Consider the following 24,486-nt stretch of genomic DNA (forward strand, 5'->3'; position numbering starts at 1 on the left):
CACATAATTGTTGGATAGCTGTCCGATTGACATGAAGTAAGGCATGTATTACACTAGTTTACAAGTTTTAGAAGAGTTTAGATTAGAGAAAATTAGGCAAATAGATGTATGCAGAGTAGATTAGATTAGTATGATGTTAAATAGAAGAGATTAGTTTAGGTGAGTTGAGAATGAGATAGGTGAGTTGAGGAGTTTTTAGTTGAGATGAGTAGAGCATAGGTCCATCATATGAAGATGGTTCCCCATATATTTATCCTCAAGCCCTCTCATTCTCCATGACTTATTATGGAGAGGTGAGATCGATGAAAGACATACTTCAATTTTTACAAGAGTCGTCTACCCATAAGACGGTTCCCGTTACGTATCAGTGCTATAGTGATACGGTAACCCCCATTCAAATGTATGAACGCTTGCGCGAAGAAGCGGTCTATTTATTAGAAAGCGGAGACCATACCTCCTCTTGGTCTCGATATTCCTTTATTGGTTTACACCCATTTATTACGATGTCAGAAACGAATGGTCAAATTTCGTTTTACGATGAAGATCGGCAAGAAACAACAGAGGCAGAGTCCCTTCAAGACGGCTTTGATCAAATTTTTGATCGACTACAAGTGAAACTTCCAGATGTCCCATTGCCATTTCACGGCGGAGGAGTCGGATTTGTTTCTTATGATGCCATTTCTGATATGGAGAAGATACCAGCTCCTCGATATGACGATTTGAATATGCCTCATTACCACTTTCTGTTTTGTCGAACATTATTAGCGTACGACCATAAGTCAAATGAGCTAACCCTTGTTCGATTTGTTCGAAACGAGGATGATGATGAAGATACACTTCGTCAAAAGTACGACCAGGCAGTAAATAAGGTGAATGAGCTTTTATCAAAGCTTTCATCCACTCAAGAGGCACAGCCATTTTTAGCTTTTCACAACCATAGCAAAACAAATGGTCTTGAGGGTGTCGAGACGAACTATGAGAAGAGCAAATATAAAGAAGATGTAGAGAAGATTAAGGAATACATTCGCGCAGGAGACATATTTCAATCTGTACTATCCCAACGATTTTCAAAGAAAGTGAGTGTTGATGGACTTCAGTTGTATCGTGTATTACGGCACGTGAACCCATCACCTTATATGTTTTATATTAACTATCAGGATTATGAATTGATTGGTAGTTCCCCAGAACGCTTAATCCAGGTTGCCGATGATGAAATCGAAATCCATCCCATAGCTGGCACAAGAAAACGTGGGGAAACTGAAGAAGAAGATCATGCCTTAGCAGAGGACCTTCTGCAAGATGAGAAAGAGAAATCAGAACACTACATGTTAGTGGACTTAGCGAGAAATGATGTAGGCCGAGTAGCTTCTTTTGGAACAGTCAGAACTCCAGTGCTTTCTGAAATCATGAAGTTCTCAAGGGTTATGCATATGATCAGTAAAGTTACTGGAGACCTTAGTCCGGGGACTCATCCGATTGAAGCATTTCAGTCAGCATTCCCGGCAGGAACATTATCAGGAGCTCCTAAAATCAGAGCTATGGAAATCTTGCAAGAACTAGAGCCGACTGCTCGTAACGTATATGGCGGAGGCGTCGTTTACTTTGGCTTTGATGGAAACCTCGACTCGTGTATTGCAATCAGGACCATTCTACTTAAAGATCAAATGGCTCACGTGCAAGCTGGTGCAGGTGTTGTAGCTGATTCCGACCCTGAGAAAGAATGGCAGGAAACCGTGAATAAAGCAAGCGCGCTATTGCAGACCATTGATCAAGCAGAAGAACTGTTTGGGACGAAATCTCACGAGGAGGAGACGAACTATGCTTAAAGCAACCCTAAACCGACTGTTAAATGAAGAGACTCTAACGGAACAAGAGGCTTTTCAGATTATGGATCTTATCATGCAAGGGGAAATCGGTACAGAACAGCTGGCTAGTTTTCTATCAATCTTGCGTTTTCGAGGTGAAACGGTCGAAGAACTTCTTGGATTTACTAAAGGAATGCGTAAGCACATGAGGACGATTCAACATTCAGAAGAGGTAGTTGTGGATACTTGTGGAACCGGTGGAGATGGTTTGTCCACATTTAATATCTCAACAGCCGTTGCAATCGTATTAGCTTCAATGGATGTGAAGGTCGCAAAGCACGGGAACCGAAAAGTATCATCTGCGAGTGGAAGTGCTGATGTTTTAGAATATCTTGGAGTTCCGGTTGATACGACAGCCGAACAAGCGGCTGAAATGCTAGAGACTACAGGGATGACGTTCTTATTCGCGCCAAATTATCATCAAGCAATGAAGCACGCTGTCACAGCAAGGCGAGAACTGGGCTTTCGTACAGCCTTCAATGTCCTAGGCCCATTATCAAACCCTGCTAATGCAAGACATCAAGTAATTGGGATCTATGATACGTCACTTGGAGAGAAGTTGGCTCATACTTTACACGAACTTGGATCCGAGCATGTCCTCCTTGTAACAGGCAAAGACGGATTAGATGAATTGTCGATTTCAGATGAAACGAACGTGGTGGAATTAAAAGAAGGCGTTGTGACGAGATCAACCGTTAAGCCTGAACAATTTGGTCTGAAACGTGGGCGTTTAGAAGATATACAAGTTAAGAATTCATTAGAGAGTGCTAAACTCATACAGGCAATCTTTGAAGGAAATGCGAACGAGAGCGCAAGAGATATTGTTGCCCTGAATGCTGGTGCTGGTCTTTATGTAGGAGGAAGAGTTTCTTCTATAGAAGAAGGGGTACAAGAAGTTCAGAAGGCATTAGGGAATAAGACGGTTCATCATTATTATCAATCGTTGCGACACACATTGGAGGGAGCACGTTATGCTTGATCGAATCATTGAAACGAAGAAAGAAGAAGTGAGTACTCTTTCATTACCTGAACAAGCAGAAGTAGAGAAGCGTTCTTTTTATGAAGCGTTAAGTACGGGCGAAGATCTGGTTTCGCTCATTGCTGAAGTGAAAAAAGCATCTCCTTCTAAAGGTGTAATCCGTGAAGACTTCCGTCCTGTAGAGATTGCGGGAGTTTACAATGAAGCAGGGGCTAGTGCGATATCTGTTCTTACCGATCAGACTTACTTCCAAGGAAAGCGCGAAGACTTAACTGCGGTTAAGCAACACGTTACGGTTCCTGTCTTACGAAAAGACTTCATAATCGATGAGCTCCAGGTTGAAGAGAGTGCGCGGATTGGGGCAGATGCGATCCTTCTTATAGGAGAAGTGTTAGAACCTCGTAAGCTCTACGAACTTTATCAAAAAGCTACAGAGTTAGGTCTGGATGCTTTAGTGGAAGTTCATGCAGCGGAAACGCTCGAGAAGATTCTTAATGTTTTCCAACCAAAGATTATAGGCGTGAATAACCGAGATTTAACGACTTTTAAAACGACTCTCGAGCAAACAGAGAAGATTGCAAGCTGCATTCCTAAAGGTAGCCTTGTGGTCAGTGAGAGTGGATTATTCTCTTATGAAGACGTGAAGCGGGTGAAACAGGCAGGAGCCAAAGCAATTCTCGTCGGAGAGGCTCTCATGCGTGAGAACAATGCGACAAAACAAATTCACAACATGTTAGGACGTGTACATCATGAGTCAAACCGCGCTTAAATTTTGTGGAAATCGAAGCTTTGAAGATCTAAAGAATTCCATTCAGTCCGGTGTTCCTTACGTAGGTGTAATCTTTGCTGAAAGTAAACGTCAAGTTCTTCCGGAGCAGGTTTCAGACTGGCTAGAGCGTGCGCCTTTAAGCGAGAATCAACAAATAGTGGGGGTGTTCGTTAATCCCTCCATGCTTGAGATTGAAGAAGCCCTGCACCTGACTCATTTAGATATTATTCAATTGCATGGAACAGAGACGTTATCTGAAGTCCTTGCGATTAAAGAACGTTTTAAGAAGCCAGTTTGGAAGGCCATTCATCATTCTGAAGATGCTCTTGAAAGAATGGGCTTGTTTCAAGGAGTTGTTGATGGGTATGTGGTCGACTCTAAAGTGAAAGGACACTGGGGTGGTTCAGGTGTTCGCTTTGACTGGGGGCAGGCTCCTTTCTATATAGAAGAGGGGAGAAGACAAGGCGTGCCTTGCTTTATTGCAGGGGGCGTAACAGACGAGAACGTGAGTGAATTAGTAAAGTTAAAGCCTGCAGGTATTGACGTTTCCTCAGGGATTGAATCAGATGAAGCTAAAGATATGAATAAGATGAGTAAATTTGTAAGGGGGATCCATCATGTCAGTCGTATATCCGGATAACAGAGGTCGCTATGGTGATTATGGAGGTCAATTTGTACCGGAAACATTAATGGCTCCGTTAAAAGAGATTGAGGATGCACTTAATGAAGCTATGAAAGATGAGAGCTTTCAGAAAGAATACCGTAATGAACTAGAGCATTATAGTGGTCGTCCAACGGCTCTTACTTATGCCGACCAGCTCACGAAGACATTAGGTGGAGCAAAAATCTACTTAAAGCGTGAAGACCTAAATCATACAGGAGCTCATAAGCTAAACAATGCGATTGGTCAGGCGCTTCTTGCTAAAAGGATGGGAAAGAAAAAGATTATAGCTGAAACAGGTGCCGGTCAGCATGGTGTTGCATCTGCAACCGTAGCTGCGAAGCTTGGATTAGAATGTAAGGTGTTCATGGGAGAGAAAGATATTGAACGCCAGCAGCTAAACGTTTTTCGTATGCAGTTGTTAGGAGCTGAAGTCATTTCTGTTTCTTCTGGTGACAAGACGTTAAAAGATGCTACCAACGAAGCGATTCGTTATTGGGTCGCCCATTGTGATGATCACTATTATCTAATTGGATCTGTTGTAGGCCCACACCCATATCCGAAGATGGTTCGTGATTTCCAACGTGTCATTGGTGACGAAACAAAGCGCCAATTTAAAGAAAAAGAAGGAAAGCTACCTGATCGAATTTACGCATGTGTAGGCGGAGGGAGTAATGCAATCGGCATGTTCTATCCTTTCTTAGAGGATGACGTAGAGCTTGTTGGAATTGAAGCGGCTGGTAAAGGAATTGATACCCCTGATCATGCAGCAACTCTTCTTAATGGAACACAAGGAATTATTCACGGTTCTATGACGTATCTCATTCAGGATGATCACGGCCAAATCGTAGAGCCGTATTCCATCTCCGCTGGACTTGACTATCCAGGTATTGGGCCTGAGCATGCTTACTTGCACAGTTCCGGACGCGTTCGATACGAATCTATAACAGATGCTGAAGCGTTAGAAGCCGTAAAGACCCTCTCTCAGGCAGAGGGAATCATACCAGCTATTGAGAGTGCTCACGCCATTGCTCAGGCTGTTAAAGAAGCAAAACAAATGGATCCTAGCGAAACCATTGTAATTAACGTATCTGGTCGAGGGGACAAAGATATGAATACGATTATGGAACAATTTCAGGAGGGGTAACACGATGACGCAAATGGTTGAACAAACACGTTTTCAAAAGAGATTGAAGCGCGAAAAAAATTTATTTATACCGTTTATCATGAGTGGCGATCCAACTCCTGAAGCGACTGTTGAGATCGCATACACAATGCAGCAAAGCGGAGCTGATGTATTAGAACTAGGAGTTCCTTATTCAGACCCTTTAGCTGATGGACCAACGATTCAAGAAGCAGCAGGTCGTGCTCTATCGCAAGGAATGAACCTGACAGAAGCAATGAAGCTCGTTCCAAAGATGAGGGAGCGCGGGGTTACGATTCCAATTGTACTATTTACGTACTATAACCCTGTTTTACGTTATGGTCTTGAAGCTTTTGCGAAGGCGATGGAAGAAAATGATGTGGATGGTTTACTGATTCCGGATATCCCTCTAGAAGAAAGTGAAGAAATTCGAGAATTTACAGAACAGTATGGGGTAGAACTCATATCCCTTGTTGCCCCAAATTCAGAAGAGCGCATTAAGCGCATCGCAGAGCAAGCCAAAGGGTTCCTTTACTGCGTTTCCTCTCTCGGTGTAACGGGTGAACGAAAAGATATGAATCCTGATATTGCTTCTTTCTTAGAGAAGGTGAAGCACTATAGCCAAGTACCTGTAGCCGTTGGGTTTGGAATCTCGAGCTACGAACAAGTTAAGCTAGTCCAAGGACATAGTGACGGTGTCATTATTGGAAGTAAAATCATCAAATTAATCGACGCTCATCGTGAAGCTCTATCAAATGAAACGACTAGGGCTGGAGCGTTGCAAGAGTTACAGAGCGAAGTGGAGCAGTTAGTTAAAGGGAACGAATAATAATCCTTAGGAGCCGAGAATAGCAGAGAATAGGAGAGTAACTATGATCTTAATGATCGATAACTATGATTCTTTCACATATAACTTAGTTCAATATGTAGGTGAGATTTATGGAGATATTACAGTAAGAAGGAATGACGAGGTGACTATAGAGGAAATTAGAGCTATGGCGCCTGATGCTATCATTCTATCTCCTGGTCCATGCAGTCCAAATGAAGCCGGAATCTGTTTAGAGGTCGTTCGTCAATTTGCAGGAGTCATGCCGATCTTAGGCGTTTGCCTTGGGCATCAAACAATTATTCAAGCGTTTGGTGGGGAGATTGGTCGAGCTAAAGAGTTGTTCCACGGCAAGACCTCGCTCGTTATACATGATGGACGTAGCTTGTATAATCAAATTCCTCTTCCATTTACCGTGGCGCGTTATCATTCACTAATTGGAAGTGAAGTAACGTTGCCACCGAGTCTCGAAGTTACCGCGCGTACCCCAGAAGGTGACTTAATGGGAGTGCGTCACTTGGATTTTGCAGTAGAAGGCGTTCAGTTTCACCCTGAATCGATCTTAACGGAACATGGAAAGAAGTTACTTCGTAATTTCCTAGATTATTACGAGGTTAGGATGACGAAAAGAGAAACAGTCCAATAGATTTATGGAAGTAGTTCAGTTTTAAGGGGGGATCTCCTCTTGAGCTGAACTATTTTTATTGTCTTTTAGGGAAGCGAGTCCCCATGATGGCTTAAGTATATAAGTGATCGACTAATATAGATAAAAATTTTACATAATGTTATTAGAAAATTTAGAACAATCTACAAAATTCGCGCGCTTTTTCACTAGAAACGTTTTATAATACTTGGAAACGGGTATTATATAAATATAATTAGGAGGGTATGCATATGACAATGACAGCGAAATACCTCGAATCGGACTTAAGTTTATTGCAAAGCATTTCCCGGGCGAAACAGGAACAAGATGAGAAAGCGGTAGAGTATTTGATTACTTTTAGAAATGAAAATGTCGTACACGTGCCGAATTGCTTAATCGAATTAAGAAACGGTCAATATGTTGGAAGCGGTGACTATATTCATAATCTTGATGGTACCTTTTACTTATGCTCTGCTAATGGGTCAACGAAGATGGTTGATGCAGATTTTGTTTACGAATTTTGCAGAGGAATTGCCTATCATTTATAAAGTTTTGAGATCGTTAGAGAAGGAGTACTCGGTTAACCGAGTACTCCTTTTTTTAAGGAGATGGCTTCTAGATCTGTGCGAATGTTTCCAATTTGATTTACAATAATTGTACATCAAGAGGGGGGATTCTTGTGTTACATGTAGTTTGGTATAAACGAGATTTACGGATTCATGATCATCGTCCGCTTCAAGAAGCATGGAGAGAAAAGGAACCTATTTTACCTCTTTATGTGGCGGAACCATCTATCTGGCAAGGGAGCGAATTATCCATTCGTCATTTTCAGTTCGTGCAAGAAAGTTTGGAAGATTTAAAGGGAGCTTTTGAAAAATTAGGGGGATCGTTGTTTGTGACGATTGGAGAGATGGAGAGCGTTCTTCATACGATTTACGAATCGGTGGGTCCTTTCACATTACATGCTCATGAAGAGAATGGAACCCCACTTACATACGAGCGAGACAAGCGTGTGCGTCAATGGATGAAGGTTCGGGGTCTACTTTTTCATGAATATCAACATTGTGGCGTTGTGCGAGGAGAGAGGAGTGAGGAGCTTTTTAAGAAAGATTGGAAAGAGTTTATCGGGATGCCTGTCTTGAATGCCCCTGATTCAATTTGGACCATTGACCAGGAAAACCTCCCAAGTACAATTTCCACTAATATGGACGCGCTTTCGAGATTCAAAATAGGTGGATCGCGCATTAAATATGGGCAACAAGGTGGAGAAGGGCTGGCACATGAAACGCTTGAGAGTTTTCTTGATGAACGTTTTACAAGATACAAAGAAGAACTCGCCAATCCTCTTGCTTCAACGAACACTTGTAGCCGAATCTCTCCTTACCTTGCCTGGGGGAATATATCTATGAGGCAGGTCGTTAAGCGGACGAAGGAAGCTCTGGAGCAATGTGATAGGAGTGATGATCGGAAACAGTTAAAAGCGTTCAACTCAAAATTGGAAGAGCATTGTCGTTCCATTCAATGGATTGAGGATCACCCTAGTTCTGTTTACACCTCTGGTAATCCTACCTTTGATCAGAGTCGGGAAGTATGGCAAGAGGGCTTCGAACGTTGGTCCAAAGGAGAGACAGGGCTTCCTATGATTGATGCAGCTATGCGAGCTCTCATAAAGACTGGCTGGCTTAACAATAGATTACGTGCCATGCTTTTATCTTTTGCGTGCCACACACTTAGGATGAACTGGAAGGAACCAGCTGACTACCTTGCAGGGCTTTTCGTAGATTATGAGCCAGGTATTCATTATAAACAGGTACATTCAGTAGTATCACCTGAATCTATTAAAAGGGGGCGCTTGTATGACCCTGTCAAAGAAGGGAAAAAGTATGATCCGGAAGGGAGGTTTGTGCGTCAGTATGTACCGGAATTAAAGCATGTGCCGGATTCATACATCCATGAACCTTGGAAATATGATGGCTTCTTTCACCTGGAATACTATGGTCCCATTGTTGATGTAGGTAGAGCTAATCGAAATGTGAAGGCACGTATAGCAGAGGTAGAGAATAAAGGGGAGGGTTCAGAAAAGAAGAAAGCGGTTAAGGAAGAGGATGAACAAATCGTGTTTGATTTGTTTACCGAATAGATTGTATAAAGACGCGAAGAGTTAATCGAACTCTTCGCGTCTTTAATTGATCAAGAGTGTTATTGTTTCATCTTCGGATCCAGGGCATCCCGCAAGCCATCCCCCATTAAATTGAAACCAAGCACCGTCAGCATAATAGCAATTCCAGGGAAGATCATCGTCCAAGGGGCTTGTACGAGGTAACTTTTTGAATCTGCGAGCATTTTCCCCCAATCGACGTCTGGTGACTGTGCACCTAGACCTAGGAAACTTAGTGCAGCTACTTCAATAATTGCTGTAGCTACAGCAAGTGTCCCTTGTACAATAACGGGGGTCATACTGTTTGGAAGTACGTGATGGAAAAGGATGCGCGCATCATTCATACCGATTGATTTAGCCGCTGTGATGTATTCTTCTTCTTTCACACTCAGCACTTTTGATCGAATGAGTCTCCCGAAATTTGGTACGTTAATGACAGCGATGGCTATGAGTGCATTTTGTAAATCAGGTCCTAGTATAGCTACGATTGCAATAGCGAGTAGGATGCTAGGGAAGGCCAGGAGAATATCAAATATTCTTGAGATAATTGTATCCACCCATTTTCCGTAAAAGCCGGCTACTATTCCAAGTGTACAACCTACTAGGATGGATCCTGCAACACAAGAGAAACCAACCCAAAGAGAGATGCGTGCACCGTAAATAATACGTGATAGAATATCTCGTCCAAAGTCATCTGTCCCGAGCCAGTGCTCAGCAGAAGGGCCCTTTAATCGATTAATTAGATCAGGTTTCGTATGGTCATAGGGCATAATGAATGGGGCGAAAAGGGCTACTAAGATAAAAAAGACAACGATACTCAGGCCTGCGATAGCGATTTTATTTTTGGCAAAACTTCGCCATGCGTCACGCCATGGAGATGATGGTTTCTCTATAGAGGTGTTAGCGGGTTGTTGTAGGGAAGGTGTGGTCTGCATGCGTTTCCTCCTTTCTACTTATAATCGATTCTTGGATCAATCAAGGCGTAAAGCAAGTCCACAATAACGTTAATAAAGACGAAGATTGTGGCTATTAATAGAATTCCAGACTGGATTACAGGGTAGTCCCTGTACTGGATGGCATCATAAATGTAGCGTCCGATACCTGGCCAACCGAAGATGGTTTCGGTTAAGATGGCGCCACCTAGTAAGAGGCCGGTTTGAAGCCCTATAACAGTAAGGACAGGGATCACGGCATTTTTTAGAGAGTGCTTGTACACAACCCAGAAGTTTGTGAGTCCTTTTGCGCGGGCGGTACGGATATAATCAGAACGCATGACCTCTAGCATCGACGAACGAGTCATACGGGCAATAATAGCCATTGGAATAGTGGCAAGAGCAATGCCAGGTAAAACTAAGTGTTTAGCTACGTCTGTAAATTGCTCCATGTTTCCTTGTATAAGTGTGTCCACCAAATACAAATGCGTGATGGGATCGATTACGCTTGAAGCTTCATAACGACCGGTAGAAGGGAGCCAATCTAATTGAACAGAGAAAATATATTGCTCCATTAAACCGAGCCAGAAGATTGGCATCGAAACACCAATAAGAGCAAACACCATAGCGGTATAATCGAACCAGGAGTTATGAAACCAAGCACTAATGATTCCTGCGTTGACACCGATAAATATAGCGATGACCATAGCGACAATCGTTAATTCTACTGTAGCAGCGAGATAAGGGAAGATCTCCTGACTGATTGGAACGTCCGTTTTAATAGAAGTCCCAAGGTCGCCCTGAAGAAGACTGCCAATATAATCTACATATTGAATATGCCAGGGTTGGTCAAGTCCGAGCTGTTTCTCCACTTCAGCAATGGCTTCAGCGGTTGCTCGTTGCCCCAAAATAATTTGAGCTGGATTTCCTGGTATCAAATAAATAATAGAAAATACAAGTAAACTCATTCCAAACAGAACAGGTAAAAGCATAAAAACCCTACGAACTGCATAAGCCCCCATACGACACCTCCCGTAATAGCAAACTTTACTGCTTTATCATAAAGAAGGGTGCCAGACACCCTGCACCACTTTAATGCTGTACAGTGTGGCATGGTGTCTGGCACCGTTTACTGCTTTAATGTGTGAAAATGTTATTTGGTGAATTCTGTGTTTGTGACTGGTTCGGATCCGGTTGGGTGTGGGATGTAGCCGCTGATTTCTTTCTTAGCTGCGATGACTGGAGTAGAGTGGACGAGCGGGATCCATGGTGCGTCATCGTGTACGATAACTTGGGCTTCTTTATAAAGTTCGTTACGCTTATCTTGATCGGTTATCGTTTGTGCTTCAATTAAGATGTCGTGAAGCTCATCGTTTGAGTAATAAGCATAGTTGTTACTGCCGATGCTGTCTTTATCAAGTAAAGTGTATATGAAGTTGTCAGGGTCGCCATTGTCACCTGTCCAGCCGAGTAAGAAGGCATCAAAGTCCCCTTTGCTGGCTTTTTCAAGATACGTACCCCAGTCAGCTGTTTGTAAGTTCGCTGTTACTCCAATTTGAGCAAAGCTTTGTTGTAGCACCTCTGCGATCTTTTGGCCTTCTGGAATGTAAGGGCGTGGAACAGGCATATACCATAAATCAAACTCGAATCCATCTGCATATCCAGCTTCAGCCAAGAGAGATTTAGCCTTCTCTAAATCGTATTCATAATCTTCGATATCATCGTTGTAACCTTCGATACTCGGAGGCATAACGGTTTTAGCAGGTTCTGCTAATCCTCCGTAGAATGCTTCAATAATTTGATCTTTCGGAACAGCATGAGAGAGAGCCTGGCGAACTAGAGCATCAGCCATAGGCGTTTCACGGTTAACCGTAAAGGCCATATATCCAACGTTCATAGATGGGCGTTCTAGTAGTTGAAGAGTGTCATCTGCTTTAATGCGTTCTACATCAGAAGGGTTAACGCCATCAATGAGATCAACCTCACCTGTCATTAGAGCATTCAGGCGAGCGGAGTTTTCAGGAATAACTGTGTAAATGACTTTATTAAGCTTCGGAAGTCCTTCTTTCCAGTAATTTTCGTTCTTCTCTAATACAATACGTTCGTTTCGCTTCCATTCAGAGAACTTAAAAGGTCCTGTTCCAACAGGGTTTTCTGTGAACTTGTCTCCGTATTCTTCTAGTGCAGCAGGGCTAGCCATTCCGAATGGAGACATGGCTAAGTTTTTCAGGAATGGAGCTTGTGGACGTGTGAGAGTAAATTGAACAGTAAATTCCTCAATTGCCTCCACACTTTCAATGACGTGCCCTTCATCCCCTTTAAATCCACCAAACATCGTGTAGTAAGGGAATTGATCGGAGTCGCCGTTCATCCAGCGCTCGAAGTTATACACCACAGATTCTGCATTAAACGGTGTGCCATCATGGAACGTAACCCCTTCTTCAAGGAAGAATTTATACGTTAATCCTTCATCATAAACTCCCCAGCCTTTAGCCAATCCAGGCACAAGTTCTGTATTTGTTTCTTCATAGTTTAAGAGCGTTTCAAAAAGGTTCTCGGTAACGCGGAATGTTTCACCTTCTGTCGTTGTAATCGGATCAAGAGCTGTTGAGTCTCCACCACGAGCATAAACTAAGGTATCCTTTACTTCCGCAGTCCCCTCTTGTGAACCATCGTTCGTCGTTTCTTCTGTAGCGTCATCGGTTTGATCTTCTGTAGCAGGTTCCTTCGTTTCTTCCTCTTTCTCCTTGTCACTGCAACCAACTAGAGCCACAGATAAGACAAGCATAAGTAGTAATGATAAAAGCCAAAAACGTTTCGTCATTCTTGAAATTCCCCCTTAATTTTTAAAAAGCTTTATATGAAGGTTACGCATCACCATAAAGGTGGCACGCAACGTGATGCCCAGGACTGATTTCTTGAAAAGCAGGGCGGTTTGTTTTGCAGACGTCCATACACTCTTTACACCTTGTATGAAAGGCACAGCCTTTAGGTGGGTTGGAAGCGCTCGGAATTTCCCCTGTTAAAACTTCGCTATCTGGTTGATGGTCTGGGTCTGGCACAGGAACAGCAGAGAGGAGAGACTTGGTGTAAGGGTGAAGCGGTTCCTCGTAAAGTGTTTCACTGTCTGTTAGCTCGACCATTCTTCCTAAATACATTACGCCAACACGGTCGCTGATATGACGAACAACTCCTAAATCATGTGCAATAAAAATATAAGTGAGGTCAAATTCAGCCTGTAAATCCTTTAACAAGTTCAAAACTTGAGATTGTATAGAAACATCAAGAGCCGATACAGGTTCATCGGCGATAATGAGCTTCGGATTTGTCATTAATGCACGAGCAATACCGATTCGCTGACGCTGTCCGCCACTAAATTGATGAGGATAACGCTCGGCATGGTATCGGTCTAATCCGACGGTTTCGAGCATGTTCATAACACGTTCTCTCCGCTCTTTTTTACCCTTAATGCCATGAACAATAAGTGGCTCTTCTAGGATCTTCTCAACTTTGTGCCTTGGATTAAGGGAGGCATAGGGGTCTTGGAAGACGAGCTGCATTTCTTTTCGAATCTTTTTCATGTTGTTAGATGAGAGTGCGTGGATATCTTTGTCCTCAAAACGAATTTCACCATCTGTTACCTCTAGGAGGCGGAGTAGGAGACGTCCAATTGTTGACTTTCCACACCCGCTTTCCCCAACAAGTCCTAACGTTTCTCCTTTATATACCGCAAAAGAAACCCCATCCACGGCTTTTACTTCTCCGACTTTTCTGCCGAAGATGCCACCGGTAATGGGAAAGTATTTCTTAACCTGGTTCACTTCAAGTAATGGTAGTTTCATGGCTTGCCTCCTTTTTCGTCTCTGTGTCGTAAAGGAAACATCTTACTTGTTGATTCGTCTCCATCTTATAAAGAGGGGGATCTTCGACAAAACATCGCTCCATTGCATGTTCACATCGTTCAGCGAAGCGACAGCCCTTATCAATAGATCCAGGTTTTGGCACATTACCTGGTATGGATTGAAGGCGGTCCTTCTTGGAACGAATATCAGGAACAGATGCGAGGAGTCCTTTTGTATATGGATGTAAGGCGTGTTTGAAAAGCGTCCTAACAGGCGCTTCCTCAACAATTTTTCCTGCATACATCACGACAACTCGGTCACAGACTTCAGCTACAACCCCGAGGTCATGAGTAATCATCATAATAGATGTATGAAGTTTCCGGTTTAATTCTTTCATCAACTGAAGAATTTGTTTCTGAATCGTGACGTCTAAGGCTGTTGTAGGCTCGTCCGCAATTAAAAGTTGTGGTTCGCAAATCATGCTCATTGCAATCATAACCCTCTGTCTCATGCCGCCTGATAGCTGATGAGGGTAATCGTTTAGTAGTTGTTCAGCTCTTGGTAGCCCAACAAGCTCAAGCATCTCAATGTTTCGCTTTCTCGCTTTTTCTTTTGAACATGATTGGTGTGTATGAATGGCTTCAGTGAGCTGGTTCCCTATTTTAAAAAGGGGGTTGAGTGAGGTCATCGGCTCCTGAAAAATCATTGCAATTTCATTTCCTCTTATAGATCGCATTCTCTTTTCAGTAGCTTTAGTCAGGGATTCACCTTGGAAAAAAATCTCCCCGCCGACGATTTTTCCTGCTTGAGGGAGAAGCCCCATGATCGACAGAGAAGTGACGCTCTTTCCACATCCGGACTCCCCAACAATCCCCAATATTTCTCCTTTATGAATGCTGAAATTGATATCATCTACTGCTGGAACAATCCCGTTATCAGTGAAGAAACTTGTCCGTAATCCTTGTACATGTAAAATGTCCTGCTGCTTGCCCACAGTTCCACCTCTTTCTCTAAATCTAGTACTATCACTCTATTCATGTAACGAAATGAATATTCACGAAATGATTTTGGTAGAAAAATAGACACCTTAAGTTAATTTGCAAGAGATTATAGGGGTGAGAGGCGTTGGTTTTCCTGAATTGTACAGTCAAAGGAGGACCACCCTTCATATCTTATAGAAAGAGACAAGGAGGTGAGTATATGAAAAGGAATAGATGGAAGAGTTACCGACTGTGGGTAGCTATTGCAGCATTATTGGGGATGTTTTTACAGGATTGTGGGTTTATCAATATGGTAGATCGATATGAAATGTACGTGAGTGTGATTCTCTCAATCTTGATCTTCCTTGGAGTCATCCATTCACCTGAGAAGGAAGTCATTAAGGAAGTATTAGAGGAGGAAATTAAGTCTAAAGAAAAGGAACAAGAGTCTTTAGATCAGGGAGCCGATAAAGAAAGCTTAGAAGAAGAGAGTAAGAAGGAGGAAGAGGATGAAAGTCAAAAGTCTACCTAAACTAGTAGATTTACGGGGGAAAACGGCGCGGGATGGAGATTATAAACGGGTTGGTTTAGAAAATAAAACAGATATAGCGATTCACCATTCTCTAACGGATGAAGGAGACTCTGAAGCTTTTGCCAGGTATCACGTCCATACGAACCAATGGCCAGGGATCGGCTACCACTTTGTCATCCTGAAAGATGGAACGATTGAATGGAACCACGATTTGGATCGAATGAGTTATCACGTAGGAAATGGGAATAAACGAGCGATTGGAGTTTGTTTGGTAGGAGATTTTAGGTATTATGAGCCAAGTCTAGATCAAAAGAAGGCGTTCAAGGCCCTTCATGAGGCATTGAGGGAAGAAATGCCTCGCTATGAGCGGACGTTGGGTCACAATGAATTTCCAGGTTATGAATGGAAAGCATGTCCTAGTTTTGACTATAGGGCTGTGTTGGAAAAAGCGAAGGTGGAAGCAGACGTCAAAAGATACCGATTAATGACAGGCACATTCTCTACGGCCGAAGAACTATCGGGAGGGAAAAAGCGCTTATTAAGTCGCTTTAACTGGACGGTGTATGAACGAGCAGACCATTCAAACTTTAATCCTCCATACAGACTCATAACAGGAACCTTTGTATCAAAAGAGGAAGCTGAGCGTTATGCATCCGTACTAGAGGATGAGTTCGGATGGATCGTTTATGTAATCGATGCATAAAAATAGTGCCAACTCCTTTAGGAATTGGCACTATTCATATTTTGTGCAATGCGAGCGGCGACAGAACGAGGGACAAATTTAGCAGCAAGGGCACTCACGCGGTTTACACGACCGGGTACAATGACGCGCTGCTTCTTCATATATCCTTCGAATCCAGCTTTAGCAACCATTTGGGGAGACATGGTGCTCGAAGTAAGCTTAGAATTTTCTGCTTTTGCTGTTTTAAAGAAGTTCGTTTCCGTTGCACCAGGACATAGCGTCGTGACATGTACATTGGAGCCTTTTAATTCTTCCGCCATGGCTTCTGAGAAGGAAAGAACGTAAGATTTAGAAGCATAATAAACAGCCATTTTAGGACCAGGTTGGAATGCAGCAGTACTGGCCACATTTAAGATTCCAGCCGGCAATCCCTGATTCGCTGCCTTTTTCAAAGAAGGCAGGAAGTAATGCGTAAGTTCAGTCAGGGCTGTAATATTGACTTGAAGCATATCTTGTTGTTCTTGAAGGGAAAGTTCATCGAAATACCCATTTAATCCAAAACCAGCGTTGTTAACGAGCGCGCTGATCGTAAGGTCCTTATCCAGGACATGTTGGTACAATTCCTTTGAAGCCCCGGGTTGAGAGAGGTCTTTAGGAATGATCGTAACCTCTATGTGATTCAATTCGTCTTTCAGCTTCTGAAGTTTCTCTTCATTTCGGGCAGTTATAATCAAGTTATAGCCGTTTGCTGCGTAAAGTTTTGCGAATTCGTATCCTAAACCACTAGATGCTCCTGTAATAAGGGCAGTTGGATTCATAGCAAAAGAACCTCCTAGAATGTTTATTAGTTCGTATGTTTAAGTATTTAAACCATACATAAGTTTACCCATAAAGTCAACTTGGCTGTTTAAGCACGGAAGCGTCCAAAGACGAGAAAAATAATGACGGCAAGAACGATAACAATGGAAGATACTATAGCAAACATGGACAATCTCCTTTTTCTTATAATCTACCCGTTTCTAGTGAGTTCTAAATCTAGAGAAGGAGATTTGTGCATTAAATGGAATTATTTTGTGGAGGGATATTATGAGATTAGGATTAGCAAAGGACGAGGTAAAAATCGTTCCGCACACTAAAGAATGGAAGACTGAATTCAATAACGTTCATGCATGTCTAGTGAAGAATACTGGGTTGGAAGGTGTACGAATTGAACATATAGGGAGTACAGCTATCGGAGGCATTCATGCAAAGCCAATTATCGATTTGATGGTTGGTGTGGATGATTTGGAGAATGTGAAGTCACCCGTACGAGCTGGACTTAAAGCGTGTGGGTTTCTACAGTTGCGTGTGGAACGTCCAGGTGAAGTAGTTTTCGCAAGATTTACTGACGAGAGCTATAAGGTAAAGACACATTACGTGCACTTAATGGAATATAAGAGCGAACTATGGAATAATCTCTTGTTCTTTAGAGACTACTTGAATGAGCATGAAGATGAGAAACGAGCTTACGAGAACTTAAAATTTGATTTTATTAACGGAGACGAGGAAGGGATTGTTGCTTACACGGATCATAAAGAAGCTTTCGTTAAGAGGATCACGGATAAACGACCAAAGTAAAAGGAGGCTCTACATGAGCCTCCTTTTCTTTATTCCCTACTATGCAGCGAGTTCTTTTTTCCGGAATATCAAGACGGAGCTTATCAACAATACACCAATAAGTAAAAGAGTGATGATTAAAGTAAGCCACAGGTCTCCGCTAGTTGAGCCGTTTATGACATACTCCCTTATATACGCATTAATTTGAGGTGGGTACCCGTCAATGAATCTTGAGACAAGTCCGTTAAGGCTGTTAATAAGAATAATAAGGGCTACTGATAGAAATCCCACCAGTCCCGGTGTTTTAAAGAATACGTTCATAAAGATAGAGATGGTAAGGACAAATGTAATCCATACACTATAAAGGAAAAAGGAACCGATCATAATAGAGAATGCTAAGTCTCCGTATAGGATATTGACGTAATACCAGCTAGTTAGTAAACCAAGGAATAAACTGAAAAAGATAAGTACAAGCGTGCTTGCCCATTTAGCCGTAATGTAGGCTGTATAACTCACAGGTTTTACTAGAATTAATTCTGTAACCCCGCTCTTACGCTCTGCGGCAATGATTCCCATCGTCATAAGTAGCACAACGGCAACGCCTAGGAGGTTAAGCTGTCCGAAGCTTAATAAGAATGCTTCAGGCGGTGTGGGAGTTGGTAAGTCTAAGATTGCTCCTTCAGGCAACTCACCAGACTTTTCAAGAATGACGGGTAAATAATGTGTCGTAACTGGATCGAGGGCAGCTACAAGAATAAATGTAATCGGTACCCACAACCACTTGAAGTTCCGCCAATTTTCGAGTGTCTCTTTTTGAAATAGTGTCATCCACTGCATCACTCGTTCACCACCTTCATAAATAACTCTTCTAGGGAAAGGCGTCCGATTTCAAACGAGGTAAGAGGCCAGTGATGTTCGACGGCTTGTTGTAAAATAGCTGACCTTGCATCCTTTATTTTGTTCACTTCAACGTAGAGTGCATCTCCGTGAGGCTCTACTTGGAGCACCTCTGGTAATGAAATGAGTTGTTCAATATATTGCTCTGAATGTGATTCAAATTCTATAATGATTCTGTTTACGGCTTGAGTTGCTTGTAGTTCTTCAATTGTCCCTGAATGATGTAGTATCCCATTATGAAGAAGCAATAGTCTGTCACTCACTTCCTCGGCATCGCTTAAGATATGTGTCGAAAACAAGATCGTCGTTTCTTTCTTTAATTCTTCAATTAAATTTAGCACCTCACGACGCCCGTTTGGGTCAAGGGAGGATACTGGCTCATCGAGCATGATTAATTTGGGGCGGTGAATCATGGCCTGTGCAATCCCGAGTCGTTGCTTCATTCCACCAGAATATTTTCCGATCCTACGGTTTTTAGCTTCGTGTAATCCTACTTTTTGTAAAAGTTGATCCGCACGGCTTGCGGCCTCTTTCTTAGATAAACGAGCTAAGCGAGCAACATAGATGAGGAATTCACGACCTGACATCCAGTTATGGAAGACAGGATATTGAGGTAAATACCCAATCCAAGAACGAATGTCTTCTTTGTTGGACTTGCCTTCAAACGTAATGAGGCCAGACGTTGGCTTCATTAACCCGGAGAGCATCCTCAGGGTGGTTGTTTTGCCAGCTCCGTTTGGACCAAGTAAGGATACACACATTCCTTTCTCTAATTCAAAGGAAACATCCTCAATCACAGCAGTCCCATCAAATTGTTTCTTTAAATGTTGTACGTGTATAAAACTCATCCATCATTTCTCCTTCCTATAAGGAAGTAAAGAATAGGGCCAGGTATATTGAAGAATAGTATGATGATTAACCAGACCCACTTAGGACCGTTTGTGCTCTCGATTCTAAACCAATCCACTAAGGCGACTATAAGTAAAATGCTTTGTATAACTAGGAGAGGAGCTACAATCCCCCATGGAATGCTACTGATCACTTCAGAAAATGTTTGTTCCATTTCAATCATCCCTTCTACGTATTCACTTATATAACGTATGGGGGAGGGGAAAGGTTCATGAAAAAATAAGAAATTAGATTTTTTTGAAAAAGGATTGATTAAGATTACCATAGTACAGTATAATAGTCGTTGACTTACATTACATTCGGGGCATTAGCTCAGCTGGGAGAGCGCTACACTGGCAGTGTAGAGGTCAGCGGTTCGAGCCCGCTATGCTCCATCGAGAAAGCCTTCTTGCATATTTGCAAGAAGGCTTTTTTTATGTCTTTAAAAGTGAACAGGATAATTTCACTAGTTGAATAGACTCAGAGTAAAGAGCCCAAATGAATAAATATGTTCCGATAACACGAAGAAATCCTTCTGGCAAGGATTTCTTTTTTTTTCGAGTTGATGGACCCGGTTTCGACATTTTGTAGAAAATATGGAAGGATTATGAACCTAAGACTTTTGTACTCTTTTTGGTATTCTTGTAATATTTTAGGGTTTCGGGACTTTGGGATTAGGATACTTATGTTACCATACTGACGAAAGTTACAGAATTTAGTGATAACTGGAAGATAAAGCAGGAATGGTACATAAGTCACATTAGCTTCTTCTTGTAGTGGCTAATGTCTAAAAGTCTAAGCTGAATCAAACCCAACTCTGTAAACATACGACTTTATTCTAGGAAAAGGTGGTTTCGAACTATGCTTGAGTCCAAACGAAGGGCCATTATCTTCTTTTCAATTGCAATTGTGCTTGCTGGAACTTCAGGGTTCTTAGTACTTCAAAAAGTACAGGCACTCAATTCGAATTTAGGGACGATGGTTCAAGTCTTTGTGGCGAATGAAAACATCTCTTCTCGAGATGCCATTACACCAAACAACATTCGTACAGAAGAGATCCCTCAGAAGTATTTGCGGGATGAACATATCACAAACGAACAAGATTTGATGAATAAAGTAACAGTTGTGCCTTTATCAGAAGGAGACGTTATTACAAAGAATTTACTGAAGCAGGTGTCGACTGTGACAGAAGAGGACAATCGTTTAATTACGATAATGTCTTCAGAGCGGGTTACATTCGATGAGCCTCTTCTGGCATTAGACCGAGTCGATATCATTGTTTCACATGAATTCGAAGGAGAAAGTAAAACAGAAGTGTTTATGGAAGACGTGAAGGTAGCAAAGGTAGCAAAAAAAGACGGCGAATTTGCAGGGGTTCAGGTAGAGGTTCCGTTTGAAAAGGTACCGCGTTTGATTCATATGCAAAATTATGCAGACAGCACACGGATTGTAAAAGCCAATGTAGGTCAAAGCGCTGCAGCGGTTCAACAAGAGAAGCAGTCGGAAGAAGAACAGAAGCCGAAGGACGAGAAGAAAGAGGAACAATCTACTGAAGAAGATAAAGAAACCAAAGAGAAGCAAGATGGTGAAGAGTAATTTATTCACAAATAACCCATAGGTAAAACATGTTGATTCGGAGGAGTCCAAATGAGTAGAACCCATGACATTTTTCTAATTGGAAATAACGAAACGTTAGAACAAGCGATCACTGACCAGCTGAAAGAGGAATTTCAATTCACTCATTTGTCGTCACAAAATCTATCGTATGAGTTGAAAAAGCATGTAGTGGAACTGGCGGTTGTATTAAATACAGACAACGAATCGAGTTCTGATCTGATCCAAACCGTTTTATCAGAGTTTCCAAAAGCCTTTATTCTGTACATCGATAACGAAAGTGATTTTGATCTGTTAAGGGAGATCACGCGCTTGGGTGTGTCTGATTACCTTGTATTCCCGGAAGAAGAGAGCGTCTTTCGAGAACGCATACACATGTTATCCGAACGCCTGCAAAGCTCACGGGATCGATCAACAGAGAACTTTCGCCGGGGTGGTGGTAAGATCTTTTCCTTTTATAGCGGTCAAGGTGGAACAGGGAAGTCCTTAATTGGTTCTTCGTTTGCTCAGGCGTTGAAACTCGAGTCGACGGCAAATGTGTTATTTATTGACTTGAATACGCAGTATGGAGGAGCAGAAACGTATTTAAACGTTAGTAGCAACCGTTCTCTTATTGATTTGCTTCCGGTTATTCAAGAAATTAATGAACACCATATTCGTAATATTGCCACGTCAGAGTCTTATTCAAACTTAGATGTACTTATCAGTCCACGTGATGCTGAGTTAGCTGAGAAGATCGGGGAGGACTTTGTCGTTCGCCTACTCCGCGCGTGCAAAAGAAACTATGACTTTATCATTGTTGACTTGCCTACGTGGATGGAGGAGCGGACTTACACGGCTCTTAGTGAGTCTGACCGAATCTTTTATATGATTTCCCTTGATACAGCGGCGTTACGTATTTTGAAAAATGTTGAGGACTTGTTCAAACAGCTAGCCATTAACACAGATGAGAAGCTTGAACTTGTGATTAACTTCTCAGGGCGTGAGAACGAGCTCACTAAAAAGGATCTCGAACGATTTGTCACCTATCCAGTTGCAGCCAAGTTGCGTCGAGATATCAAAGGGGTACAGGCTGCAGTTAATCAGGGTGCCCCGCTTCGTAAAGAGGCGAAAGAAAAGAAGTTGACCCCGGTTTCGAAGGACATTCAGGGCTGGGTTCGCTCCATGTTGAAATAATCTTTAAGGGAAGAGGAGGTGCTTACGATGGCGCTATTTCAACGTAACAACCGTGATCGTTCAAGAGGTGAGACCTATGAATCGAATGTCCTGACCAATCATACGTACATTGATGAACTCGTTGATCACTATAAGGAACGTCTATTAGCTGAAACCAATCTAGATCATTTAACGAGTTTACGAGAATCTGAGAAACGGCTAAAGCTCGAGCGCCTTGTGAACCAATTCCTTTCTGAGGAAAAGGTCGTTCTACCACGGGAAGATAAGGAATCACTTCTCTCGCGCTTAATTGATGAGAGTGTTGGGTTCGGGCCGCTTGAAGCCTTGCTCAAAGATGATGACGTTACGGAGATTCTCGTAAACGGCCCGAAGGAAGTGTTTGTTGAGAAGAACGGACAACTTCAAAAAGTGAATGTCGTTTTCAAAGATGAGTCACACGTTCGGCACATTATTGATCGTGTTGTTGCACCTCTTGGGAGACGTATTGATGAAAGTTCGCCGATGGTGGATGCGAGGTTGCCAGACGGAAGTCGTGTCAACGCCGTTATTGAGCCGATTAGCTTAGGGGGCACGTTAATCTCGATCAGAAAGTTCCGAAGGACGCCGTTCACCGTAGAGGACCTGCAGGAGAACGACACCTTTACAGAAGACATGTCCCAATTCGTTCAAGCCCTCGTGAAAGCGAAACAAAATGTATTAATTTCAGGCGGTACCGGAAGCGGAAAGACAACCCTTTTGAATGCATTTGCGAAAGTTATTCCTCATCAAGAGCGATTGATCACGATTGAGGATTCTGCAGAGTTACGTCTAGATCGGGATAATGTGGTCGGCATGGAAGCAAGACCGCCAAACGTTGAAGGCAAAGGAGAGATCTCCATTCGTCAACTTGTGAAAAACTCGTTACGAATGCGACCGGATCGTATCATTGTGGGGGAGGTCAGGGGACACGAAGCCTTTGACATGCTCCAAGCTATGAACACCGGTCACGAAGGCTCTTTAACGACTGTTCACGCCAATACGCCAATGGATGCAATTAACCGCGTAGAAGGGATGGTAGTCATGGCTGGAATGGATTTGCCCACGCATATTATTCGAGAGTATATCGTCGGTGCGATTGATTTTATTATCCAGGCTGAACGCTTATCTGACGGGACTCGTCGCATTATGAACATATCAGAGATCCATGTGAAAGAAGGAAACAAAATTGAAGTAAGTGATATTTTCAAATTTCAGCGTACTGGGGTTGACCATGAGGGGACAATTCTTGGAAATTATACAGCGACAGGGGTCGTGCCGAACTGCCTCGATCATTTACGGTCACTTGGGTTAGAGTTTGATCAATCGTTCTTTAAGCCGAAGGAGGAATACGCTGATGACCATCGCAGTGTCTATACTATATAGTCTGGCCGTTCTCTCTTTCCTCCTTTTCTTGTACGCGTTTCTTGGTTACCGAAGTGCGAAGAAGGAATGGAAGCAGCGGGTGAAGACCTGGTATCCAGAAGATGCACGTAAAAGTTTTATTAGTTCCATTGGCGACCGATTTGACGCATCTGAACAAGCTCAGCCTCTAAGTGATAAGTTACGCAATGCGAATGTAAAGCTCTTGCCGTCTGAGTACATCGGCATTCTTATATTAGGGGTGCTTGTGTCGTTTGTGATGTTTGCAAGTATCTTCAATGTACCAACAGGCTTAAGCTTTGTTATTTCGGTAGCGCTCATGTTGGCCGCGCACTTTTTCTTATTTTTACTACGAAAGAACAAATACGAAGAGCGGTTTAATAACCAGCTTTCAGAGGTGTGTCAGATTCTCGGGAACTCAGCGCGATCTGGGTTAACAATCAACCAGGGGATTGAAATTGCAGCACGAGAAGTTGCAGCCCCAGCGGGGGACGAATTCCGCCGCATTGCGAATGAATTACGACTAGGGGTACCTCTTGAAACAGCGCTTCGGTCAATCCAAAAGAGGAATAAATCACGAGAGTTTAATTTGTTTATTGCTACCATTCTAATCCAGAAGAAAACCGGTGGAAACTTGGCGGTCACGATGGAGACGATGGCCACTACGTTAGAAGATCGTAAAGTTCTTCATCAGACGATTCAAACGATGACGTCAGAACAGCGGTACACGTCGTTCATTATTCCGATTTTGCCGGTTGTACTCCTTTTACTCATGAACAACATCGTGGAAGGGTTTATCGACCCTCTTTGGACAGGGCCTGGCTTAATTATTCTAGTTATCTTTATATCAGCTCTCGTGTTGAGCTTTTTCCTCATTCGTAAGATTACGACGATAAGGGTGTAG

General features: G+C 42.6%; 25 protein-coding genes and 1 tRNA gene. 17 read left to right on the plus strand and 9 right to left on the minus strand.

Annotated features, from left to right (window positions below):
* Positions 1-302: 302 nt before the first annotated feature.
* From trpE to IEW76_RS14585, 9 genes are all read left to right on the plus strand, one after another.
* Positions 303-1,826 carry an anthranilate synthase component I gene (gene trpE, locus IEW76_RS14545; protein WP_188655064.1) on the plus strand — a complete coding sequence of 508 codons (1,524 nt, stop codon included), beginning with the start codon at positions 303-305 and terminating at the stop codon, positions 1,824-1,826.
* Positions 1,819-2,844, plus strand: a complete 1,026-nt coding sequence (gene trpD, locus IEW76_RS14550) for an anthranilate phosphoribosyltransferase (RefSeq protein ID WP_188655066.1) — start codon at positions 1,819-1,821, stop codon at positions 2,842-2,844. The genes trpE and trpD overlap by 8 nt, the downstream gene beginning before the upstream one ends.
* A complete protein-coding gene (gene trpC, locus IEW76_RS14555; RefSeq protein WP_188655068.1) occupies positions 2,837-3,613 on the plus strand; it encodes an indole-3-glycerol phosphate synthase TrpC in 777 nt (258 codons plus the stop codon). Before trpD ends, trpC begins: the two co-directional genes overlap by 8 nt.
* Positions 3,594-4,253 carry a phosphoribosylanthranilate isomerase gene (locus IEW76_RS14560; protein ID WP_188655070.1) on the plus strand — a complete coding sequence of 220 codons (660 nt, stop codon included), beginning with the start codon at positions 3,594-3,596 and terminating at the stop codon, positions 4,251-4,253. Before trpC ends, IEW76_RS14560 begins: the two co-directional genes overlap by 20 nt.
* Complete coding sequence (gene trpB, locus IEW76_RS14565; RefSeq protein ID WP_188655072.1) at positions 4,231-5,421, plus strand: tryptophan synthase subunit beta; 1,191 nt, start codon at positions 4,231-4,233, stop codon at positions 5,419-5,421. Before IEW76_RS14560 ends, trpB begins: the two co-directional genes overlap by 23 nt.
* 13 nt (positions 5,422-5,434) lie before the next feature.
* Positions 5,435-6,247 (plus strand): tryptophan synthase subunit alpha, encoded by an 813-nt coding sequence (gene trpA, locus IEW76_RS14570; protein WP_188655193.1) that lies wholly within the window; start codon positions 5,435-5,437, stop codon positions 6,245-6,247.
* Between the two features lie 43 nt (positions 6,248-6,290).
* A complete protein-coding gene (locus IEW76_RS14575; RefSeq protein WP_188655074.1) occupies positions 6,291-6,890 on the plus strand; it encodes an anthranilate synthase component II in 600 nt (199 codons plus the stop codon).
* A gap of 248 nt (positions 6,891-7,138) precedes the next feature.
* A complete protein-coding gene (locus IEW76_RS14580) occupies positions 7,139-7,435 on the plus strand; it encodes a hypothetical protein (protein ID WP_188655076.1) in 297 nt (98 codons plus the stop codon).
* Positions 7,436-7,566: 131 nt separating this feature from the next.
* Positions 7,567-9,027, plus strand: coding sequence for an FAD-binding domain-containing protein (locus tag IEW76_RS14585; RefSeq protein WP_188655078.1), 1,461 nt, complete (start codon positions 7,567-7,569; stop codon positions 9,025-9,027).
* Positions 9,028-9,086: 59 nt separating this feature from the next.
* On the opposite strand, the gene IEW76_RS14590 is transcribed toward IEW76_RS14585, so the two are convergent.
* The 5 genes from IEW76_RS14590 to IEW76_RS14610 form a co-directional block, all read right to left on the minus strand.
* Positions 9,087-9,980 carry an ABC transporter permease gene (locus tag IEW76_RS14590; protein ID WP_188655080.1) on the minus strand — a complete coding sequence of 298 codons (894 nt, stop codon included), beginning with the start codon at positions 9,978-9,980 and terminating at the stop codon, positions 9,087-9,089.
* A gap of 14 nt (positions 9,981-9,994) precedes the next feature.
* On the minus strand, positions 9,995-10,999 hold the full coding sequence (locus tag IEW76_RS14595; RefSeq protein ID WP_188655082.1) for an ABC transporter permease: 1,005 nt from the start codon (positions 10,997-10,999) through the stop codon (positions 9,995-9,997).
* A 131-nt stretch (positions 11,000-11,130) separates the two neighbouring features.
* The gene (locus tag IEW76_RS14600) at positions 11,131-12,801 is read right to left on the minus strand and encodes an ABC transporter substrate-binding protein (protein WP_188655085.1); all 1,671 of its coding nucleotides are present in this window, start codon (positions 12,799-12,801) and stop codon (positions 11,131-11,133) included.
* Between the two features lie 43 nt (positions 12,802-12,844).
* The gene (locus IEW76_RS14605) at positions 12,845-13,819 is read right to left on the minus strand and encodes an ABC transporter ATP-binding protein (RefSeq protein WP_188655087.1); all 975 of its coding nucleotides are present in this window, start codon (positions 13,817-13,819) and stop codon (positions 12,845-12,847) included.
* Positions 13,800-14,813 carry an ABC transporter ATP-binding protein gene (locus IEW76_RS14610; RefSeq protein WP_188655089.1) on the minus strand — a complete coding sequence of 338 codons (1,014 nt, stop codon included), beginning with the start codon at positions 14,811-14,813 and terminating at the stop codon, positions 13,800-13,802. The genes IEW76_RS14605 and IEW76_RS14610 overlap by 20 nt, the downstream gene beginning before the upstream one ends.
* A 206-nt stretch (positions 14,814-15,019) precedes the next feature.
* Here IEW76_RS14610 and IEW76_RS14615 point away from each other — a divergent pair, with 206 nt between their 5' ends.
* Entirely contained in the window at positions 15,020-15,331 is a 312-nt protein-coding gene (locus tag IEW76_RS14615; RefSeq protein ID WP_188655091.1) for a hypothetical protein, read from the plus strand.
* Positions 15,309-16,034 carry a peptidoglycan recognition protein family protein gene (locus IEW76_RS14620; RefSeq protein WP_188655092.1) on the plus strand — a complete coding sequence of 242 codons (726 nt, stop codon included), beginning with the start codon at positions 15,309-15,311 and terminating at the stop codon, positions 16,032-16,034. The genes IEW76_RS14615 and IEW76_RS14620 overlap by 23 nt, the downstream gene beginning before the upstream one ends.
* A 17-nt stretch (positions 16,035-16,051) precedes the next feature.
* Here the strand turns inward: IEW76_RS14620 and IEW76_RS14625 are convergent, their stop codons facing one another.
* Positions 16,052-16,831 (minus strand): SDR family NAD(P)-dependent oxidoreductase, encoded by a 780-nt coding sequence (locus IEW76_RS14625; RefSeq protein ID WP_188655094.1) that lies wholly within the window; start codon positions 16,829-16,831, stop codon positions 16,052-16,054.
* Between the two features lie 268 nt (positions 16,832-17,099).
* On the opposite strand from IEW76_RS14625, the gene IEW76_RS14630 reads away from it, so the two are divergent.
* Positions 17,100-17,630, plus strand: a complete 531-nt coding sequence (locus IEW76_RS14630) for a GrpB family protein (RefSeq protein ID WP_188655096.1) — start codon at positions 17,100-17,102, stop codon at positions 17,628-17,630.
* A gap of 39 nt (positions 17,631-17,669) precedes the next feature.
* Here the strand turns inward: IEW76_RS14630 and IEW76_RS14635 are convergent, their stop codons facing one another.
* From IEW76_RS14635 to IEW76_RS14645, 3 genes are read right to left on the minus strand one after another with little or no spacing between them, the layout of a single operon-like run.
* Entirely contained in the window at positions 17,670-18,446 is a 777-nt protein-coding gene (locus tag IEW76_RS14635; RefSeq protein WP_188655195.1) for an ABC transporter permease, read from the minus strand.
* Positions 18,446-19,354: an ABC transporter ATP-binding protein gene (locus tag IEW76_RS14640; protein ID WP_188655098.1), complete on the minus strand. Its 909-nt coding sequence runs from the start codon at positions 19,352-19,354 to the stop codon at positions 18,446-18,448. The genes IEW76_RS14635 and IEW76_RS14640 overlap by 1 nt, the downstream gene beginning before the upstream one ends.
* A complete protein-coding gene (locus tag IEW76_RS14645; protein ID WP_188655100.1) occupies positions 19,351-19,569 on the minus strand; it encodes a PLD nuclease N-terminal domain-containing protein in 219 nt (72 codons plus the stop codon). Before IEW76_RS14645 ends, IEW76_RS14640 begins: the two co-directional genes overlap by 4 nt.
* A gap of 147 nt (positions 19,570-19,716) precedes the next feature.
* Between IEW76_RS14645 and IEW76_RS14650 the strand changes: the two genes are divergently transcribed.
* The 5 genes from IEW76_RS14650 (at position 19,717) to IEW76_RS14670 (ending at position 24,486) form a co-directional block, all read left to right on the plus strand.
* Positions 19,717-19,789 (plus strand) — tRNA-Ala (locus tag IEW76_RS14650).
* Positions 19,790-20,255: 466 nt separating this feature from the next.
* Positions 20,256-20,990: a Flp pilus assembly protein CpaB gene (gene cpaB, locus IEW76_RS14655; protein WP_188655102.1), complete on the plus strand. Its 735-nt coding sequence runs from the start codon at positions 20,256-20,258 to the stop codon at positions 20,988-20,990.
* A gap of 51 nt (positions 20,991-21,041) precedes the next feature.
* The gene (locus IEW76_RS14660) at positions 21,042-22,184 is read left to right on the plus strand and encodes a CpaE/TadZ family protein (protein WP_188655103.1); all 1,143 of its coding nucleotides are present in this window, start codon (positions 21,042-21,044) and stop codon (positions 22,182-22,184) included.
* A gap of 27 nt (positions 22,185-22,211) precedes the next feature.
* Complete coding sequence (locus IEW76_RS14665; protein ID WP_188655104.1) at positions 22,212-23,585, plus strand: TadA family conjugal transfer-associated ATPase; 1,374 nt, start codon at positions 22,212-22,214, stop codon at positions 23,583-23,585.
* Entirely contained in the window at positions 23,557-24,486 is a 930-nt protein-coding gene (locus IEW76_RS14670) for a type II secretion system F family protein (RefSeq protein WP_188655105.1), read from the plus strand. The genes IEW76_RS14665 and IEW76_RS14670 overlap by 29 nt, the downstream gene beginning before the upstream one ends.

This window comes from Pontibacillus salipaludis (assembly GCF_014642405.1).
GTDB classification, from domain to species: Bacteria; Bacillota; Bacilli; order Bacillales; family BH030062; genus Pontibacillus; species Pontibacillus salipaludis.

What these genes read in the sequence shown, in the direction of transcription:
- trpE (WP_188655064.1), top strand. Translation starts at nt 303, where the DNA reads ATGAAAGACATACTTCAATTTTTACAAGAGTCGTCTACCCATAAGACG.
- trpD (WP_188655066.1), top strand. Translation starts at nt 1,819, where the DNA reads ATGCTTAAAGCAACCCTAAACCGACTGTTAAATGAAGAGACTCTAACG.
- trpC (WP_188655068.1), top strand. Translation starts at nt 2,837, where the DNA reads ATGCTTGATCGAATCATTGAAACGAAGAAAGAAGAAGTGAGTACTCTT.
- IEW76_RS14560 (WP_188655070.1), top strand. Translation starts at nt 3,594, where the DNA reads ATGAGTCAAACCGCGCTTAAATTTTGTGGAAATCGAAGCTTTGAAGAT.
- trpB (WP_188655072.1), top strand. Translation starts at nt 4,231, where the DNA reads ATGTCAGTCGTATATCCGGATAACAGAGGTCGCTATGGTGATTATGGA.
- trpA (WP_188655193.1), top strand. Translation starts at nt 5,435, where the DNA reads ATGGTTGAACAAACACGTTTTCAAAAGAGATTGAAGCGCGAAAAAAAT.
- IEW76_RS14575 (WP_188655074.1), top strand. Translation starts at nt 6,291, where the DNA reads ATGATCTTAATGATCGATAACTATGATTCTTTCACATATAACTTAGTT.
- IEW76_RS14580 (WP_188655076.1), top strand. Translation starts at nt 7,139, where the DNA reads ATGACAATGACAGCGAAATACCTCGAATCGGACTTAAGTTTATTGCAA.
- IEW76_RS14590 (WP_188655080.1), bottom strand. Translation starts at nt 9,980, where the DNA reads ATGCAGACCACACCTTCCCTACAACAACCCGCTAACACCTCTATAGAG.
- IEW76_RS14595 (WP_188655082.1), bottom strand. Translation starts at nt 10,999, where the DNA reads ATGGGGGCTTATGCAGTTCGTAGGGTTTTTATGCTTTTACCTGTTCTG.
- IEW76_RS14600 (WP_188655085.1), bottom strand. Translation starts at nt 12,801, where the DNA reads ATGACGAAACGTTTTTGGCTTTTATCATTACTACTTATGCTTGTCTTA.
- IEW76_RS14605 (WP_188655087.1), bottom strand. Translation starts at nt 13,819, where the DNA reads ATGAAACTACCATTACTTGAAGTGAACCAGGTTAAGAAATACTTTCCC.
- IEW76_RS14615 (WP_188655091.1), top strand. Translation starts at nt 15,020, where the DNA reads ATGAAAAGGAATAGATGGAAGAGTTACCGACTGTGGGTAGCTATTGCA.
- IEW76_RS14620 (WP_188655092.1), top strand. Translation starts at nt 15,309, where the DNA reads ATGAAAGTCAAAAGTCTACCTAAACTAGTAGATTTACGGGGGAAAACG.
- IEW76_RS14625 (WP_188655094.1), bottom strand. Translation starts at nt 16,831, where the DNA reads ATGAATCCAACTGCCCTTATTACAGGAGCATCTAGTGGTTTAGGATAC.
- IEW76_RS14630 (WP_188655096.1), top strand. Translation starts at nt 17,100, where the DNA reads ATGAGATTAGGATTAGCAAAGGACGAGGTAAAAATCGTTCCGCACACT.
- IEW76_RS14635 (WP_188655195.1), bottom strand. Translation starts at nt 18,446, where the DNA reads ATGCAGTGGATGACACTATTTCAAAAAGAGACACTCGAAAATTGGCGG.
- IEW76_RS14640 (WP_188655098.1), bottom strand. Translation starts at nt 19,354, where the DNA reads ATGAGTTTTATACACGTACAACATTTAAAGAAACAATTTGATGGGACT.
- IEW76_RS14645 (WP_188655100.1), bottom strand. Translation starts at nt 19,569, where the DNA reads ATGGAACAAACATTTTCTGAAGTGATCAGTAGCATTCCATGGGGGATT.
- cpaB (WP_188655102.1), top strand. Translation starts at nt 20,256, where the DNA reads ATGCTTGAGTCCAAACGAAGGGCCATTATCTTCTTTTCAATTGCAATT.
- IEW76_RS14660 (WP_188655103.1), top strand. Translation starts at nt 21,042, where the DNA reads ATGAGTAGAACCCATGACATTTTTCTAATTGGAAATAACGAAACGTTA.
- IEW76_RS14665 (WP_188655104.1), top strand. Translation starts at nt 22,212, where the DNA reads ATGGCGCTATTTCAACGTAACAACCGTGATCGTTCAAGAGGTGAGACC.
- IEW76_RS14670 (WP_188655105.1), top strand. Translation starts at nt 23,557, where the DNA reads ATGACCATCGCAGTGTCTATACTATATAGTCTGGCCGTTCTCTCTTTC.